The 17,654-nt window shown below is 63.0% G+C and carries 16 protein-coding genes; 9 read left to right on the top strand and 7 right to left on the bottom strand.

What is annotated here, in order from left to right; all coding sequences use genetic code 11:
* Positions 1 to 53: 53 nt before the first annotated feature.
* A complete protein-coding gene (locus NO357_RS11990) occupies positions 54 to 2,222 on the bottom strand; it encodes a transglycosylase domain-containing protein (protein ID WP_306735907.1) in 2,169 nt (722 codons plus the stop codon).
* 256 nt (positions 2,223 to 2,478) lie between these two features.
* Here NO357_RS11990 and NO357_RS11995 point away from each other — a divergent pair, with 256 nt between their 5' ends.
* Positions 2,479 to 2,817 carry a P-II family nitrogen regulator gene (locus NO357_RS11995; protein ID WP_306735908.1) on the top strand — a complete coding sequence of 113 codons (339 nt, stop codon included), beginning with the start codon at positions 2,479 to 2,481 and terminating at the stop codon, positions 2,815 to 2,817.
* Positions 2,818 to 2,843: 26 nt separating this feature from the next.
* Positions 2,844 to 4,166, top strand: coding sequence for an ammonium transporter AmtB (gene amtB, locus NO357_RS12000; protein WP_306735909.1), 1,323 nt, complete (start codon positions 2,844 to 2,846; stop codon positions 4,164 to 4,166).
* Between the two features lie 65 nt (positions 4,167 to 4,231).
* Here amtB and NO357_RS12005 read toward each other — a convergent pair whose 3' ends face one another.
* Positions 4,232 to 4,618 (bottom strand): rhodanese-like domain-containing protein, encoded by a 387-nt coding sequence (locus NO357_RS12005; RefSeq protein WP_306735910.1) that lies wholly within the window; start codon positions 4,616 to 4,618, stop codon positions 4,232 to 4,234.
* A gap of 134 nt (positions 4,619 to 4,752) precedes the next feature.
* On the opposite strand from NO357_RS12005, the gene mutL reads away from it, so the two are divergent.
* From mutL to NO357_RS12025, 4 genes are all read left to right on the top strand, one after another.
* Positions 4,753 to 6,606 carry a DNA mismatch repair endonuclease MutL gene (gene mutL, locus NO357_RS12010; RefSeq protein WP_306735911.1) on the top strand — a complete coding sequence of 618 codons (1,854 nt, stop codon included), beginning with the start codon at positions 4,753 to 4,755 and terminating at the stop codon, positions 6,604 to 6,606.
* Positions 6,603 to 7,769: a DNA recombination protein RmuC gene (locus NO357_RS12015; RefSeq protein ID WP_306735912.1), complete on the top strand. Its 1,167-nt coding sequence runs from the start codon at positions 6,603 to 6,605 to the stop codon at positions 7,767 to 7,769. Before mutL ends, NO357_RS12015 begins: the two co-directional genes overlap by 4 nt.
* 102 nt (positions 7,770 to 7,871) lie before the next feature.
* Positions 7,872 to 8,198: a DUF3775 domain-containing protein gene (locus NO357_RS12020; RefSeq protein WP_306735913.1), complete on the top strand. Its 327-nt coding sequence runs from the start codon at positions 7,872 to 7,874 to the stop codon at positions 8,196 to 8,198.
* A gap of 352 nt (positions 8,199 to 8,550) precedes the next feature.
* Positions 8,551 to 8,808: a hypothetical protein gene (locus NO357_RS12025; protein ID WP_306735914.1), complete on the top strand. Its 258-nt coding sequence runs from the start codon at positions 8,551 to 8,553 to the stop codon at positions 8,806 to 8,808.
* A 58-nt stretch (positions 8,809 to 8,866) separates the two neighbouring features.
* Here the strand turns inward: NO357_RS12025 and NO357_RS12030 are convergent, their stop codons facing one another.
* The 3 genes from NO357_RS12030 to NO357_RS12040 form a co-directional block, all read right to left on the bottom strand.
* Positions 8,867 to 9,994 carry a saccharopine dehydrogenase family protein gene (locus tag NO357_RS12030; RefSeq protein ID WP_306735915.1) on the bottom strand — a complete coding sequence of 376 codons (1,128 nt, stop codon included), beginning with the start codon at positions 9,992 to 9,994 and terminating at the stop codon, positions 8,867 to 8,869.
* A 3-nt stretch (positions 9,995 to 9,997) separates the two neighbouring features.
* Positions 9,998 to 11,053 carry a saccharopine dehydrogenase gene (locus tag NO357_RS12035; RefSeq protein ID WP_306735916.1) on the bottom strand — a complete coding sequence of 352 codons (1,056 nt, stop codon included), beginning with the start codon at positions 11,051 to 11,053 and terminating at the stop codon, positions 9,998 to 10,000.
* 95 nt (positions 11,054 to 11,148) lie between these two features.
* Entirely contained in the window at positions 11,149 to 11,808 is a 660-nt protein-coding gene (locus NO357_RS12040) for a histidine phosphatase family protein (protein ID WP_306735917.1), read from the bottom strand.
* 300 nt (positions 11,809 to 12,108) lie between these two features.
* Between NO357_RS12040 and fdhF the strand changes: the two genes are divergently transcribed.
* From fdhF to NO357_RS12055, 3 genes are read left to right on the top strand one after another with little or no spacing between them, the layout of a single operon-like run.
* Positions 12,109 to 14,889, top strand: coding sequence for a formate dehydrogenase subunit alpha (gene fdhF, locus NO357_RS12045; protein ID WP_306735918.1), 2,781 nt, complete (start codon positions 12,109 to 12,111; stop codon positions 14,887 to 14,889).
* A gap of 11 nt (positions 14,890 to 14,900) precedes the next feature.
* Positions 14,901 to 15,320 (top strand): acyl-CoA thioesterase, encoded by a 420-nt coding sequence (locus NO357_RS12050; RefSeq protein ID WP_306735919.1) that lies wholly within the window; start codon positions 14,901 to 14,903, stop codon positions 15,318 to 15,320.
* A 35-nt stretch (positions 15,321 to 15,355) separates the two neighbouring features.
* Positions 15,356 to 16,555 carry a hydantoinase/carbamoylase family amidase gene (locus NO357_RS12055; protein WP_306736189.1) on the top strand — a complete coding sequence of 400 codons (1,200 nt, stop codon included), beginning with the start codon at positions 15,356 to 15,358 and terminating at the stop codon, positions 16,553 to 16,555.
* A gap of 110 nt (positions 16,556 to 16,665) precedes the next feature.
* On the opposite strand, the gene NO357_RS12060 is transcribed toward NO357_RS12055, so the two are convergent.
* Entirely contained in the window at positions 16,666 to 17,064 is a 399-nt protein-coding gene (locus NO357_RS12060) for an MAPEG family protein (RefSeq protein WP_306735920.1), read from the bottom strand.
* Positions 17,065 to 17,211: 147 nt separating this feature from the next.
* Positions 17,212 to 17,637 (bottom strand): hypothetical protein, encoded by a 426-nt coding sequence (locus NO357_RS12065; protein ID WP_306735921.1) that lies wholly within the window; start codon positions 17,635 to 17,637, stop codon positions 17,212 to 17,214.
* Positions 17,638 to 17,654 lie beyond the last annotated feature (17 nt).

Below are 17,654 nucleotides of genomic sequence, written 5' to 3' on the forward strand. Positions count from 1 at the left end.
GAGCCGGCTGACACCAGCGACGCTTGCCTTCCGGCGGGCCGCGGCAAATAGGGTCAGCGATTGTCGGCGCCGAGGATGCCGCGCAGCATGTTGTCGATGGTGCCGCGGGTACGCCGGCCTTCATCGCTGATATGCGGCTGCGGCGTAACCACCTGTGATGTCGGCGGCTTGGGTGCACGCATCGGCAACGGCCGTGGTGGCAGACCCTCATGCACGCGCTGCATGGTTTCACGCCAGATTTCGGCTGGCAGGCCGCCGCCGGTCACGTTCTTGAGCGGTTGGTTGTCGTCGTTGCCCATCCAGACGCCGACCACGTAGTCGGCCGAAAAACCCAGAAACCAGGCATCGCGGGCTGATTGCGAGGTGCCTGTCTTCCCGGCAACTTCGCGGTCGGACAGGGCGGCACGGGCGCCGGTGCCTTCTGTCACCACTTTACGCATCATCCAGGTCAACTGGGCCGCCGAGCTTTCCTGGATCACCCTCTCGCCGATGCCGGAGGAGGCCGAGAAGATCGGCTCTTCCGAGCCTAGAAGCCGCAGGTCGGTCATGCCGTAGGGCACCACGGCGCTGCCGCCGTTGAGAATACCGGCATAGGCGCCGGTCATCTCCAAAAGCGAGGCATCGGAGGCGCCGAGCGCCAGTGCCGGGCCCTGCGCCAGGTCCGACGCGATGCCGAATTGCTCGGCCACGGTGCGCACCACGTCGAGTCCGGATTCGACGGCCAGCTTCACCGCGGGGATGTTGAGAGAGTTCTTCAGCGCATCGGTTAGCGTGACCGTGCCGTAAAACTTGCGGGTATAGTTTTTGGGGCAATATTCGCCGGAACCGGGGACGTTGACGCAATAAGGCGCATCTTCGATCGGATCGAGCGGCGAGCGGCCGAGATCGAGCGCGGCAGCATAGACGAACGGCTTGAAGGCGGAACCGGTCTGGCGTTTGGCCATGGTGGCGCGGTTGAATTCGCCTGACACGCGGGTTTTTCGGCCGCCAACCATGGCACGCACTGCACCGTCCGAAGACATCACCACGATGGCGGCCTGAGCTTCGGAGCCTTCCTTGACCTTGGCCTCGAACACGGTGCGCATCGCGTCTTCGGCAGCGGCCTGGATGCGCTGGTCGAGCGTGGTGCGGATGATCACGTCTTCGGTGGTGTCGCGGGTGAAGAATTCCGGCCCCGTCACCATGACCCAGTCGGCGAAGTAGCCGCCCGCCTTTTTCTGGGCCGCTTCGGAGAGTGTGGCCGGGCTGGCGACGGCGCTGGCGTGCTGGGTATCGCTGAGATAGCCCTGTTCGTACATCAACTTGAGCACGGTTTCGGCGCGGGCCTGGGAGCGCGTGAGATTGTTGGTGGGCGCATAGCGAGTGGGTGCGACCAGCAGACCGGCCAGCATCGCCGATTCCTGCGGGTTCACTTGTGCGGCGGACTTGCCGAAATAGCGCTGCGCCGCGGCTTCGAACCCGCGGGCGCCGGCACCGAGGAAGGCGCGGTTGAGATAAACCGTGAGGATTTCGTCCTTGGAATACTTGGCCTCCATGGCGAGTGCATAAATTGCTTCCCTGATCTTACGGGCGAGCGAACCTGTGCGGCAGTCGGATTCGTAGTCGGCCTCGGTTTTCCACTTTTCCGGATCATAGGGCACGCCGAGACAGAGCAACTTGGCGGTCTGCTGGGTAATGGTCGAGCCGCCGTGGCCGGACAGCGGCCCACGGCCTTCGCGCAGATTGATGCGGATGGCCGACGCGACGCCGCGGGGGCTGACGCCGAAATGGCGGTAGAAGCGCTTGTCTTCGGTGGCGATGACCGCGTGTTTGAGATGCGGTGAGACGGAGTTTGCGGTGACCACGCCGCCAAACTGATCGCCGCGCCAGGCGAATACATCGCCCTTGTTATCGAGCAGGGTAACCGAGCCACGGGCGCGGCCGTCCAACAACTGGTCGACCGGCGGCAGGGTGTAGGCGACATAGCCTACGGCCAGCCCGATGATGGCGGCGGTGATCAGCCCGATGCGCCAGCTGAGGCTCCAGATCAGACGTAACACCCAGCTGATGATGCCCAGAAAGAAGGCGACGATGAAATTGCGCTTGCGGGCGGGCTTGCGGCGGGACTTGCGCGACGTGCGTGTGGCGGGTTTTGCCTTCGCCTTGGCTTTCGGCTTTGACTGCGCCTTGGGATAGCGTCTGTCCGCCACCAAGGGCGGCCGTTTGCGACCTGAATTACTCATGCTCTGCTCTGCCCGGCACGTGTTCTTTCACGGCACACTACCCGTCGAGAAAGAAAAAGTAGAGGGGGTGCTTCGCATTTGGCCCTTCTCGACTTGCGTAAAAAGTAGGCAAAAATTTTTAATAGGTTAAAAAATAGGCGATTGGCCTGCAAAAACGTCGCAGCTTCGGGGCCATTTCTTCCGAATCCACGATCAAGCGCTGTTTTCTGCACGTGCAACATGGCCGGGCGCTCCGGCGAAATGGAAGGGGAAACTCGTGAAACTCATCATAGCGACGATCAAGCCGTTCAAGCTCGAGGAGGTCCGCGAAGCGCTGACCGCAATCGGTGTGCGCGGCATGATGGTAACCGAAATCAAAGGCTTCGGCGCGCAGTCGGGCCACACCGAGATCTACCGCGGCGCGGAATACGCCGTGAACTTCGTGCCCAAGATCAAGCTGGAAATCGTGGTGTCTGCGGCGATGGCCGACCAGGTGATCGAGACCATCACCGCCACGGCACGCACCGGCAAGATCGGTGACGGCAAGATTTTCGTGCTCGACGTGAGCCAGGCGGTGCGGGTGCGCACCGGTGAAACCAACGAAGACGCCATCTGAGGCGACTGGGGAAAGGACGACAAGAGATGAAAACCCTGACGAAATTCGGTCTGGCTGCTGCAGTGATGACGCTGCCGACGCTGGCCATGGCCCAAGAGGCGGACGTGACGCCGCCGAACGAAGAAATCGGCTATATCTTCACCACCTTCATGTTCCTCGTCACTGGTTTCCTGGTGATGTGGATGGCCGCCGGGTTCACCATGCTGGAAGCCGGGCTTGTGCGGCAGAAGAACGTGACCATGCAGCTGACCAAGAACATGGCGCTCTTCTCGATTGCCGCGCTGATGTATTACCTGATCGGTTACAACCTGATGTATCCCGGCGATGGCTGGAGCATTGACGGCATCCTCGGCGCCTTCTCGCCCGCGGCGATGGAGCCGGTGGGGCTGGCCGATACCGAAACCGACCTGACCTATGCGTCGGTGGGATCGGACTTCTACTTCCAGCTGATGTTCTGTGCCACCACGGCCTCGATCGTTTCGGGCACCCTGGCCGAGCGGATCAAGCTGTGGCCGTTCCTGGTGTTCGTCGTGATCCTGACCGGCTTGATCTACCCGATCCAGGCGTCGTGGAAATGGGGTGGCGGCTTCCTTGACGCCGGTGGCTTCCTCGATTTCGCCGGCTCGACCGTCGTGCACTCGGTCGGTGGCTGGGCGGCTCTGGCCGGCGCACTGATCCTCGGGCCGCGCCTGGGCAAGTACAAGGACGGCCGGGTGCATCCGATGCTGGGTTCGAACTTGCCGCTGGCAACGCTGGGCACGTTCATCCTGTGGCTGGGCTGGTTCGGCTTCAATGGCGGATCGCAGCTCTACATGGACACCGCCGGCAACGTCGCTGACATCAGCCGCATCTTTGCCAACACCAACACCGCAGCAGCCGGTGGTGCGATCGCCGCGATGATCCTGACGCAGCTGATCTACAAGAAGGTCGACCTGACCATGGTGCTGAACGGCGCGCTGGCGGGCCTCGTGTCGATCACCGCTGAGCCGTTGACCCCGGGTTTGGGTGCGGCCACGCTGATCGGCATGGTGGGCGGCGTGATCGTCGTCTTCGCGGTGCCGTTCCTCGACAAACTGAAGATCGACGACGTGGTCGGTGCCATCCCGGTGCACCTGTTCGCCGGTATCTGGGGCACCATCGCGGTGGTTCTGACCAACGATGAAGCGTCGCTGGGTCAGCAGCTCTATTCGATCGTCGTGGTTGGTGTCTTCGTCTTCGTGGTCTCGGCCGTGGTGTGGTTCATCCTGAGAGCCACCATAGGTATCCGGGTGTCTGAAGAAGAAGAGATCACCGGGCTCGACCAAGCCGAACTGGGCATGGAAGCCTATCCGGAATTCGCCAAGGGCTGATCTCCTTCCGGATTACCCTTGAAAACTGGCCCGGGCACCGCGTGTGCCCGGGCTTTTCTGTGGGATCAGGCCGCCTGCGGCAGAACGTTCTGCGGCGCCCCAGTGGCCATGTTGGTGCCGATATAGGGCAATCTGGCGGTCTTCCATCCGGCCATGCCGCCCTCGATATGGGCAATGCAGTCATAGCCGGCTTCGAGGTAAGCGCGGGCAACCCGTTCCGAGCGCACGCCTGAACCGCAGTAGAACACGATCCGCTTGTCCGACTGGCCTGGTAGCTTGTCGGCCCGGAAAAACGACATCGGCAGCAGCAGCGCGCCGTCGATATGTTCGAACATGTACTCCTGCGGGGTGCGCACGTCGATCAAAACGATCTCGCCCTGGTCCAGTGCGGCCTGGGTCTGCGCCGGCGTCCAGGTTTCGAGCGTGGCGGTGCCAAGGGTTTCGGTCTTCATGTTGGCGTTTCCTTTCGTTTCGTTGTGGGCGTGTGATGAAAGGTCACTTAGAGACTCATATTTCGGCTTTCAAGAATTGGAATATGTCGGTCCCGGGTGGTCGAATCGCGCGCGGACATGCTAAATCTTGCGTCATGTCCGAACTGAGCCCCCAGATAAGCGAAAACCGCCCCAGAATCCGCCAGTTGGATGACGCAGCGATAAATCGTATTGCGGCCGGCGAGGTGGTGGAGCGGCCGGCGAGCGCGGTGAAAGAGCTCGTCGAGAACGCCATCGATGCCGGCGCACGGCGGATCGAGGTGGACTATTCGCAAGGTGGCAAGACACTGATCCGGGTCAAGGATGATGGTTGCGGCATGGCACCAGAGGACTTGCCGCTGGCGCTGAGCCGGCATGCAACGTCGAAGATCGACGGTTCAGATCTGCTCGACATACACACCTTTGGGTTTCGCGGTGAGGCACTTCCCAGTCTCGGCGCGGTCGGGCGGCTTTCGATCACCACCCGGGCCGACGGGTTCGAGGGCGCGCGGATCGAGGTGTCGGGCGGGCGGGCAAGCGTGGTGAGGCCGGCGGCGCTGACCGGAGGTACCATCGTCGAGTTGCGCGACATTTTCCACGCCACCCCAGCGCGGCTCAAGTTCATGCGCTCGGACCGGGCCGAGGCGCAGGCGATCGGCGATGTGATCAAGCGGCTGGCAATGGCGGAACCCTTTGTCGGCTTCGTGCTGCGCGACGTGTCGAATGGCGACGGGCGAGAGGTTTTCCGCGCCGACGCCGAACAGGGTGAGCTGTTCGACGCGCTGCACGGGCGGCTGGCGCGGGTGCTGGGACGCGAGTTCGCCGAGAACGCGCTCAGGATCGAGGCCGAGCGCGAGGGGCTGATACTGTCCGGCTATGCCGCGCTGCCGACCTATTCGCGCGGCGCGGCGGTGGCGCAATATCTGTTCGTCAATGGCCGGCCGGTGAAGGACAAGATGCTCTATGGCGCTCTGCGCGCCGCCTATTTCGATTTTCTCAGCCGCGACCGCCATCCGGCCGCGGCGCTGTTTGTCGAATGTGACTCGCACCTGGTCGACGTCAACGTGCATCCGGCGAAATCCGAGGTGCGGTTCCGCGAACCGGGCGCGGCGCGGGGGTTGATCGTTTCGGCGTTGCGGCACGCACTGGCCGAGGCAGGACACCGCGCCTCGTCCACCGTGGCTGACGCGACGCTGGAAGCGATGCGGCCTGAGGCGGCAGGTACGGCGCGGGTGTACCAGATGGACCGGGCGTCGCGGCCTGCGTTGTCGATGACCTATCAGGCACAGGCACCGCAATACGAAGCACCAGGCTTTGCCGAGGCGATGAGCGCGCGGATTGAGCCGAAGCGCGACCCGGACGAGACCGGTACGCAAGAGCCGGGCGAGGCGCTGCCCCTGGGGGCCGCGCGGGCCCAGGTACATGAGAACTATATCATTGCCCAGACCGAAACCGGCATCGTCATCGTCGACCAGCACGCGGCGCATGAGCGGCTGATCTACGAGAAACTCAAGCGTCAAATGGCAGAGAACGGCGTTGCAGCCCAAGCGCTGCTGATCCCCGAGATCGTCGAGATGAGCGATGGGGACTGCGCCAGGTTGATGGAGATCGCGCCCGAGTTGGAGCGGCTGGGGCTGGGAGTCGAGCCCTTTGGCGGTACCGCGGTGGCGGTGCGCGAGACCCCGGCGTTGCTGGGCGAGGTGAATGCCGAGGCCATACTTCGCGACATTCTCGACGAGTTGGACGATATCGGCGAAGCGATCACGGTGCAGGCGCGGATAGAGGCGATCTTAAGCCGGGTAGCCTGTCACGGGTCGATTCGTTCGGGACGGCGGATGCGCGGCGAGGAGATGAACGCGCTTCTGCGCGAGATGGAGGCGACGCCGCATTCGGGCCAGTGCAATCATGGCCGACCAACATATGTGGAGTTGAAACTGAAGGACATCGAGAGGCTGTTCGGGCGGACATGATCGAGATTAACGGAACCGTGCTGACCGAATGGCAGCTTACTGCGATAGGCGGTGGGGCAGTGTTGCTCATCATGCTGATCCTGCTGCTCATGGCGGTCCGCGCCGCCGGGCGCAGTGCCCGAGCAACCGAGCCCTTGCTGCACCAGTTGGTGTCGATGACGGCGCGGGTCGAGCACCTGTCGGACGGGCAGCAGCAACTGGCTGGTGGGCTGAACCATGTTAGCGAGGCCCAGACAATGGCCCAGAAAAGCATGATGGAGCTGATGGAAAAGCGGCTCGCGGATGTATCAGGCAAGATGCACGAAAACCTGCACGGCAGCGCCCAGCGCACGGCGAAATCCCTGGGCGAGTTGCAGGAGCGGCTGACGGCCATCGACAAGGCGCAGGAGAACATCACCAAGCTTTCAGGGGATGTCCTGAGCCTGCAGGATATCCTGTCGAACAAGCAGACCCGCGGAGCGTTCGGGGAGATCCAGCTTAACGATATCGTCTCGAAGGCGCTGCCGAGCGACAGCTACACCATGCAGGCAACGCTGTCGAACGGCAAGCGGGCGGACCTGCTGATCCATCTGCCGAACCCGCCGGGGCCTATCGTTGTCGATTCGAAGTTCCCGCTGGAGGCTTACGAGGCGCTGCGCAATGCCGGCACGCAGGCCGAACTGACCGAGGCGACGCGGATGATGCGGGCCTCGGTGCGCATCCATATCAAGGCGATTGCGGAGCGTTACATTTTGGAAGGCGAAACCGCTGACGGCGCGCTGATGTTCCTGCCCTCCGAGGCGGTCTATGCCGAGCTGCACGCCAATTTCCCCGAGCTGGTGCGCGAAGGGTTTGCCGCGCGGGTCTGGATCGTGTCGCCCACCACCTGCATGGCAACGCTGAACACCATGCGAGCGATCCTGAAGGATGCGCGGATGCGCGAGCAGGCCGGGGCCATCCGGCGTGAACTGGGGCTGCTCTTTCAAGATGTCGATCGGCTGTCGGCGCGAGTCGAGAAGCTCGACACCCATTTCGGTCAGGCGGCGAAGGATATCTCCGACATCAAGATCTCGGCCAGCAAGGCCGGGCGGCGGGCGCGGCGGCTGGACAATTTCGATTTTGAGGAACTGGCGCCGAAAGAACCCACCGTGGTGGCGCTGCCCAAGAGCGATGCCAAGGGCTGAGACCCCGTGGAAGGGTTGTTTGCGCCAGATCAACGACGGGGGATTGCGCGAGCGGAATCTTTGAACGACAATAACAACAGACCGCGAACGGGAGACAGGATCATGCTGGATATTTCGGTTTACAAGATTGCGCAGGTGATTCTGATGGCTCGGGAACTCGGCCGGGCCGAGGGCGAGCTGCGTGGATTCATCGAGCGGCTGACCGAGGAAGAGCAGGCGAGCCTGGTCGCCGTGATGTGGATCGGCCGCGAAAGTTTTGCTGCGGACGAGTTGGAAGAGGCCAAGGCGACGGCGCTGGCAGAGGCGACAATTCCCACTGCGGATTACCTGATCGGCACGCCGCACCTGTCGGATCACCTCGAAAACGGGCTCGACGAATTGGGTCTTTCGGCGGTGGATGAGGAGGATGACCTCGTCCGCGGGGGCTGATTTCCCGAAACATTGTTCACGACGGAAACCGGGCGGGTAGCACGGCGCCGGTTTTCGGTATGCAGATGCATGCATTTTCGTTCACGAATCGCATCACGGCGCAGGAACGGGGCCGTGATGCGTGAGCGAGGTTACAGAGACGATCTTTTCATCCTTATATAACATTATGAAAAATATTGGAAAAAAGCCCTTCTTGGGACCCAAGGGGTGAAAACAGACGATCTCTCGCGGCTGAGCACGCGGCGGTGAGGCCATGTGTTTTGAAAGCTGTCATCGGGAAGCGCATGTTGGATGCAGATCGAACGAAACGATCGTCCAACGCAACCAGAACCAACCTTGGAAGGAAGACATTATGAAACTCGCAATCGCAGCCTTCGCAACCACGTTCGCCCTCGCCACCAGCGCTTCGGCCATGATCGGCCCCTATGAGCGCGCCATTGATGAAAAAGCTGCTGCCGGCGAACTGCGGTCGGGCCAGAGCGGGACGATCGAAGTAGCCGTCTACCCGGCTGGACCGAACGTCGATTGGAGCACCGACGGCACCAAGGCGGTCACTGTGTTCGATGCGGGCACCACCGATGCCCACGCATCTGGGTACAACGCCCGCTGATCACCGGGTGTGACATCGAAACCCGCCGGGGCGCCTTAGGGGGCCCCGGCCAACAGCATCAGGCTTGGGATACGATTTCCATGTGCTGCGCGAGCCTGTCGATTTCGCCGAGCCAGCGTGCGACCAGCTTCGGATCGGACGGAGCGGCGTGAACCCCTGCCGCAATCTCTCGGTTGAGCACTGATTCGACTGCCAGCGACACCGGCACCGAGACGAGCCGCGCCATCGCGGTGCCGCGCTCGTCGCCCCATGCATCCATGACATAGGTCTTGTGCCAGACGGCCTGGCCGTCCTTCTCGGCCCTGAGCCCGACACAGAGCACGACGCGGTCGGGCTCGTCGGCGTCATAGGCGTTTTCGGCCAGCAGATTGTCGGCGATTTCTTGTAGCCTCTTGTCGGTGGCGGTGCCGACTTCGGCGAAGATTTCTCCCCAGGCGTCCGCCCAGCCATTCAGCCGCAGCGTGCCGCGGACGAAATCCTTGATCTTCCAGCCTTCGCCAAATCCGTATTCCGCGATGAACGGCAGGCTATCGCGGTTGGGGTAGACCTCGAAGCTTTCGGGGTCCGGCAGTGGCGCGTCGTAGCGGCTGATTGCATCCCAGGGCTGAGCGACGTTGAGTTCCGTGAAATAGCGGATCGAGCGCGACGGCGAGCGTAGCGCCTTCAGCACTCCGACCGGTGCCCAGGAGAACTTGTAGCGGAAGGCATTGGGAATTTTCGGCACGCCGCCGCAATAGGAGATGAAGCTGATCGCGTTGTCGGGCGCATAAGCCTTGGACGCGCGGTAATCGGCCACCAGCCGGTGCGCCATCAGGTGGTCGATTCCGGGGTCGAGCCCGACCTCGTTGACAAAGCGGAGGCCCTTGTCGCGGGCTTCGGAGTCCAGCGCGCGCATCTCGGGCGAGATGTAGGACGAACTGACGAAATGCGCCTCACGGTCAAGGCACATTTTGGCCAGCGGCACGTGCCAGTCGCCGGGCAGCATCGAAACGACGATATCGCCTTTGCGCGTCGCCGCGGTCAGCGCGTCCATGTCAAAGGCGCGGATATCGTCGGTCAGATCTCCGACTGCGTCTCTGGCCCTTTCGACGGTGCGGTTCCAGACGGTGACGGGGTGGCCCGCCTCGATCAAGCGGCGCAGGCCGGGGATGGAACTGAGGCCGGTGCCGCACCAGTGGATTGTCATGGATCAAACCTCTTTGACATGGGTCAGATATTGTTCTCGGGCGCGTTTCCAGACGCCACCGTCGAGATTGGACAGCGTCAGCAGGGTTGGCAAGAGTTGGGCGGCATAATCTTCCGAGGATTCGACAGGCAGCATCGAGGGCAGGTTGTCGATCGCCATCACGTCGAGCGGAAGGGCGTCATGGGCGCGGATGACGGGGGCTTCCCATGTTGTCGCGCGGTCATAAACCGGCACCGGGTTGTAATCGCTGTCGGGATCGCAGGCGATATCGCCGATGGCGGTGAGTTTGCGAGGGGCGGCCAGCGCCGAACGCGGCACGAAGACCGGCGTGCCGGGGCGGGCGAGAATACAGTTGAGGAAGAGATCAAGGGTCAGGATCTCGGGGAAGGGGCCGCCATGGGCGGTCTCGTCCAAGTCCCATTTGGTGACGTCAACGCCCACTGCTTCGCAGAGATCGGCAGCCCCGGTGCCGACCCGGCCCAGGGCGCCGATGACAATGGCATTCGGGCGGGGGTGCTGGGTTGTGTCGAGCCGGTCGGCGAGGTCGGCCAACAGGGCGTCTTTGTGCGGATAGGCGTGGACCGGACCGCAGATTTCGCCATGCTGCTGCGCTGCCCAGGCCATGAGCGTCACGGCTGCGCCGGCGAAGCCCGCCCAGTAACCGAAGGCAGCGACGCGGCGGCCGGCCTCATCGACGAGATATTCAAGGTCATAGAGCGTGCCGCCGCCGGCCTTGAAGCGTTCGAGCAGTGCCTTGCCGGAATGCTGACCCTTGAAGGCATGACCGAACATAATGTGGCGGTGCGGCAGCGGCGTGCCGTCGTCGGGCAACTCCTTGAGGCCGAAGATGATGGCGTTCTGCGGGGCTTGCGGCCAGGAATTTTCAGGCACGATCTCGGCACCGGCTTCGACATAACCTTGCAGCGGAATGGCGCGGACGCTGCTTTTCTCGACGGTCACGCGAAAGCCGGCGTCGATCAAGCGCTTGGCACCTTCGGGGGTGAGACCGACGCGTTCCTCGTTTTCGCGTTGTTCGGCGCGGACCCAGAGATGTGTCATATTAGGTCTCCTGCGGGGTGGCCTCGCTGCGTCCCTCTCGGCAGACTGCCGTGCAGTCGCCTGCCAGGCAATCCCCTATGGGCGCGTCTCAGGCTTCAGAGATGGGTTTGGGCGAACTGGCGGTCGCGGTGTTCGAGATGCGGGATGGCGTTGAAATGCGCCAGTGTAGGGTAGCCGTGCAGCACGTGCAGGCGGTGAACCGAGCTGTTCATGATGGTGAGCGCGATATGTGCCCAGCCTTGAACGTCGAGGTTGAGCACGCGGCGAATGATTGTGGCGATCACCCCGCCCGAGGTGACCAGGAGGGCGCGGCCGTTTGATTGCGCGATCTCTTCGAGCAACGCGTCGATCCGGGCGGTGAAGTCGGCGTAGGATTCCGGCGTGTTCGCGATTTCGTCGCGTTCCCAGGCGCCGAAGACCTGCGGCAGGTGGGTGACATAGGCTTCGCGCGTGGCGGGGAGGGGCAAACCGTGCTGTTCTTCCATCAGCCGGGCCATGGTGAAGTAACTGAGCTCGTTGAGGCGCGCGTCCTGCACCAGCGGCGCGTGGCGCTCCGCCCCCATTGAACGGGCGGTGTCGACCTGGCGGTGCAGCGTGCCGGAATAGACCCGGGCGAAGCGTTCGCCGGTGGCCTCGAAATGCTCGCCCAGCCAGCGGGCCTGCTGGTGGCCCAGATCAGAGAGCTTGTCATAGCCGGTTTCGTCCTTGGCCATCGCGTTGGCCTGGCCGTGGCGCACGAGTGTAATGTGGGGCATGGCTGCGGTCCTTTCGGGGTTCTTCCCTATGCCAGCGGGGCGTCGGTGGGAAGGGGGATGGCCGGGTTTTTCCGGTCGCCTCTTGTCACGCGTCCGGCTCATCCTAACAACATGCCAAAAGGGGCGGGTTGAGACCGGCAAACGGTCCGCCCATTGTGTGGATGGAACGCCTCCGGCGGGAGCATTTGCGGAAAGATGAAAGGCCGGGTGGCGCGAATCGGGTGCGAGCGGTCGGGATTAGAGGATGCGGCAGGAGGCCGGCTTGGGTTATGTTGGACCGCGAAACAGGAGGGCTGCGCGATGGCGGACATGATCCGATTCACGCTCGATGGCGAAGAAGTTCAGACAGAAAAGGGTCGGACGATCTGGGAGGTCGCCCGGAACCGCAGGCAGGTGATCCCGCATCTCTGCCACAAGCCGGCCAAGGGTTATCGGCCGGACGGCAATTGCCGCTCCTGCATGGTCGAGGTCGAGGGCGAGCGGACACTGGTGGCGTCCTGCATCCGCGAGGCAGCCGAGGGGATGGTTGTCAAGACCTCCTCGGCGCGGGCGACGTCGGCACGCAAGATGGTGATCGAGATGCTGGCCGCCGATCAGCCGCCTCGGGGCGAAGCACATGATGCCTCGGCGCATTTCTGGGACATGGCCGAGGCGAACGGTATCGAGGCCAGCCGGTTTCCGACGCTGGAGACGGAGCGTGTGCCACTGTTGGATGACAGCCACGTAGCGATGCGGGTCAATCTCGATGCCTGCATTTCCTGCGGGCTCTGTGTACGGGCCTGCCGCGAGGTGCAGGTCAACGACGTGATCGGCATGGCTGGGCGCGGGCACGCCGCCTTTCCGGTGTTCGACCAGGGCGATCCGATGGGGTCCTCGACCTGCGTGGCCTGCGGTGAATGCGTGCAGGCCTGCCCCACCGGCGCGTTGATGCCGGCAACGGTGCTGGACGCAGCACAGAAGGGCGACCGGGCGGATATTGACCGCGAGGTGCAAAGCGTCTGCCCGTTCTGTGGCGTGGGTTGCCAGGTCTCGTTGAAAGTGAAGGCCGACAAGGTGGTCTATGTCGATGGCGTCGACGGGCCGGCCAATGAGGGACGGCTTTGCGTCAAGGGGCGGTTCGGCTTCGACTACATTCACCATCCGCATCGGCTGACACGGCCGCTGATCCGACGGGACGATGCCCCAGCCAAGGGGTTGAACGTCGACCCGGGCAATTTTTCCGAGGTGTTCCGCGAGGCGAACTGGGACGAGGCGATGGAGCGCGCAGCCGGTGGCTTGGCGCGTCTGCGCGACGAGGCGGGCGGCCGCGCAGTGGCCGGGTTCGGCAGCGCCAAGTGTACTAACGAAGAGGCTTATCTGTTCCAAAAGCTGATCCGTCAGGGGTTCGGTCATAACAATGTCGATCACTGCACTCGGCTGTGCCATGCGTCGAGCGTTGCGGCGTTGATGGAAAATGTCGGTTCCGGCGCAGTTACGGCGACCTTCAACGAGATCGAGCATGCCGACGTAGCCATCATGATCGGCTGCAACCCGATCGAGAACCATCCCGTCGCCGCGACCTATTTCAAGCAGTTCGCCAAGCGCGGCGGCAAGCTGATCGTGATGGACCCGCGCGGGGTTGGCCTGCGCCGGTTTGCCAGCCACATGCTGCAATTCCGGCCGGGGGCGGATGTGAGCCTTCTGAACGCGATCATGCATGTGATCGTCGAGGAGGGGCTGTACGACAGCCAGTATATCCACCGCTTCACCGAGAACTGGGAGGCGGAGAAAGAGCATCTCAAAACCTTCACCCCCGAAGCGGTGAGCGGAATCTGCGGCATCGAACCGCAGGAGATCCGCGAAGTGGCGCGGATCTTTGCCGGCGCCAAGGCGGGGATGATCTTCTGGGGTATGGGGGTGAGCCAGCATATCCACGGCACGGACAATTCGCGCTGTCTGATCAGCCTGGCCCTGATGACCGGCAATGTCGGCAAGCCTGGCGCCGGACTGCATCCGCTGCGCGGACAGAACAACGTGCAGGGAGCGTCGGACGCCGGGCTGATCCCGATGTTCCTGCCGGACTATCAGAGCGTGACCGACGATGGCGTGCGCTCGGCCTTCAACGAGATCTGGGGTGCGGGTGGTTATGACGACGCGCAGAAGGGCCTGACCGTAACCGAAATCATGGATGCGGTGCATGCGGGTGACATTCGGGGAATGTATATCCTTGGCGAAAACCCGGCGATGTCGGACCCGGACGTGGAACATGCACGGGAGGCGCTGGCGCGGCTGGAGCACCTGGTGGTGCAGGACATCTTTTTGACCGAGACGGCGAACTATGCCGACGTGATCCTGCCGGCGAGCGCTTTCTACGAGAAATCCGGCACGGTCACGAACACCAACCGGCAGGTGCAGATGGGCCGTCCCGCTGTCACACCGCCGGGTGAGGCGCGCGAGGACTGGGCGATTACCGTCGAACTGGCGCAAAGGCTGGGGCTGGATTGGGACTATGCCAGCCCGGCGGATGTCTTTGCCGAGATGAAGCAGGGTATGAAGAGTCTGAACAACATCAGCTGGGAGCGGCTGAACAGCGAAGGGGCGGTGACATACCCGTCGCTCAGCCCGGAAGATCCGGGTCAGGCGATTGTGTTCGGCGACGGATTCCCACGGGCCGAGGGGCGGGCGAAGTTCACACCTGCGAGCGTCATTCCGCCCGACGAGGCGCCGGATGCGAACTATCCGATGATCCTGACCACGGGCCGGCAGCTGGAGCATTGGCATACCGGGTCGATGACGCGGCGGTCGAAGGTCCTCGACACGGTTGAGCCCGAGGCCAACTGCTCGCTGCACCCGGCCACACTACAGAGGTTGGGCGTTGAGCCCGGCGGGTATGTGCGGCTGACCACGCGGCGGGGTTCGGTGACCGTGATGGCGCGGGCCGACCGGGCGGTCGCCGAGGATATGGTGTTCCTGCCGTTTGCCTATGTCGAGGCGGCGGCGAATGTCCTGACCAACCCGGCGCTCGACCCCTACGGCAAGATCCCCGAGTTCAAGTTCGCGGCGGTAAGGGTCGAGAAAGCCGAGAGTTTGGCGGCAGAATAGACGGGGACAACATGGCGTATGTTTCATTTAGGTCGGTGGTCGACCCTTCGGATTGCGACTTTCTGGGTCACATGAATGTCTCGCGGTACTTCCAGGCCTGTTCCGACGGGGTTTTCGCGATACAGACCGAAATGGGGCTGACGGCAGACGACATGCTATCCGGGCGCCGCCTTTCGTTTGCGGTTGTTCATGCGGAGAGCGAGTTTCGTGCGGAGCTGATTGCAGGCGAAAGCATCTTCCTTGAAACGGAAGTTGTCGAAATCGGAACGAAGTCGATCATCTTTCGCCACCGATTGGTCCGCGCGGCAGACAAAACGATTGCATTTCAGACCCTTTTCAAATGTGTGATGTTGGGGCTCGAAACCAGAACGGCCGAACCGATTCCGGACGAGGTCAAAGAAACCGCCAAAGATTTCATGGCCGCGAATTGAGGTCGTGACCAAAGAAACCGGAGGTCCACGTGTCCCTGACTGTCAAACCTGATCGTTTCCTAGCCGACCTGCACGAATTGCGCCAGTTTGGTGCTTCAGGCATTGGCAAAGGTGTCGTGCGCCCGGCCTATTGCGACGCTGATATTGCCGCGCGGGAATGGTTGCGCGGACGGATGGATGCGGCAGGACTTGCAACGCATTACGACCCGATGGGAAGCCTTTTCGGACTTGCCGAGGGACGCTCGCTCCTTCTGGGGTCACACTCCGACAGCCAGCCCGAAGGTGGCTGGCTCGATGGGGCGCTGGGGGTTTGTGCGGCGCTTGAGGTGGTCAGGGCCGCGAAGGAGGCGGGCGGGCCGCCGGTTTCGGTGGTCAGCTTTCAGGACGAGGAAGGCCGGTTCGGGGTCACCACCGGTTCAACCGTTTGGTCCGGTGCTCTAAGCTTGGAACAGGCCGATGAGCTCGAGGACCGCGACGGCATGCGGCTGTCCGAGGCACGCGGCGCGATGGCGCATCTGCTGGGTGACTGGGTCGACCCGAAGCGGTTCACCGGCTTCATCGAGATGCATATCGAGCAGGGACCCTGGCTGGATCAGGCTGGAGAGGCGGCGGGGGTTGTCAGCGGTATCGTCGGTATTCGTGACATGCGAATCACGCTGGAGGGCCAACAGAACCATGCCGGCACCACGCCGATGCATCTGCGCCGCGATGCCTTCCAGGGGCTGGCCGCATTCAATGCCCTGTTGGGCGAACGCTTCCAGAATGTGGTGACGCCGCAGACGGTCTGGACCATCGGTCATGTCAGCCTTCACCCCGACGCCCACTCGATCGTGCCGGGGCGTGCGACCTTTTCCATGCAGTGGCGCGACGGTGATGCCGAGCGGCTGAAACGGATGGAGGACATCATTCGCACAACGGCGCGGGAAGTGGCGGAGGCGCGCGGACTTGGACTCGAATTCGGGCCGATGCTGGGTCTCGAGCCGGTGGAAATGGACTCGCGCCTGCGCGGCGCCCTGGAAGCGGCGGCCGAGGCAGAGGCGCCCGGCAAATGGCGGGTCATGCCGTCCGGCGCGCTGCATGACGCCACCAATGTGGCGGTGCACATGCCGGTCGCGATGTTGTTCGTGCCATCGATCGGCGGGATCAGCCATGCTTTCGAGGAGGACACCGACGAACGCGATTTGGTCACCGGGCTGAAGGTGCTGGCCGGGGCTGTGGCGCGGCTGGGCGGATAGGCTGGTGAACGAAATTCGGCCGGTGCAGTCCTCTGGCTGAAGGATGACTGCACCGGCCGTTTTGCCCTGCCGGGGGAGCAAAAATTGGCAGGGCCTCGGGAGAGTCGCTGTCAGATCATGCCGAGCAGCCGCAAGCCCAGGGCAACGGTCGATGCCGCCGCCACGGTAAATGCCAGCGTGCGGATGACCGGGATGCCGAGGCAATAGATGATGTAATGGGCGAGCATGGCGTAAAACCACGTCATCGCCAGGATGCCGGGATAAGTGTCATCCGGCGCCATCAGCATCGCCATAACCGCCAACGGGCCGAAGGCTACGAACGCCTCAACGCCAACCCGGTGAGCGCGCATGGCCCGTTGGGCCCAGGCGGTCTGCGGGGTGGCGTTCGGGTCGTAATTGGCCGTCGCGCCGATCAGGCCGCGGACCATGATGCGATCAAGAATGTACGGCAGCCAGGATATGGCAAGCCAAAGCGCCGCAAGGGCGGTGTAGGTTTCAAGTTGGGTCACTGTCCGAATCCCTTCCTGTATTTTCGGCTCTTTGGCCGACGGTGTGGAAAGTTTTCACCTTTCTCTTGGCCCGCACATTAGCCTAAATTCGGGACAAAATCTACATTTCTGTGTCGTATTGTCGCGGGCCACAAGATATTGGGAGCGTCATAACCAAAGCAGGACGATGCCAAGAAGGCCCCACGCTGCGATCAGCGGAAGAACAACCCAGTAATCGCGTTCCTTGGGCAGGGTCCAACCCGCCGCGCCGCGTGCTGCCGAGATGGACCGCAGGCACGCCAGCGGCCAATAGGCGGTGATGCCGAGCGCGGCACCGAGAGCAAGGGGCGCCCAGCTCGCGCCGCTGGCGTGGCCAAAAAGACCGAGCCCGAGCAGCGGTGTGTAGAGGACCAAGTCGGCGAAGGCATAGCCTTTCCAAAACGCGACGCCGACGGCGGTGACGTTTTCGGCCGTCTCCTGCGTTCCCATGCGCTCGCCCAGCCGCCAGGAAACCGCCGCGCTGCATTGGGCAATGACGAGATAGATGAAAAGCGCCCAACCGGGCACCTGAATAAGCAAGAATTCAAGCGACATGTCACACCCTTGATGGC

It is taken from the genome of Marimonas arenosa, from assembly GCF_030848945.1.
Lineage (GTDB): Bacteria > Pseudomonadota > Alphaproteobacteria > Rhodobacterales > Rhodobacteraceae > Marimonas > Marimonas arenosa.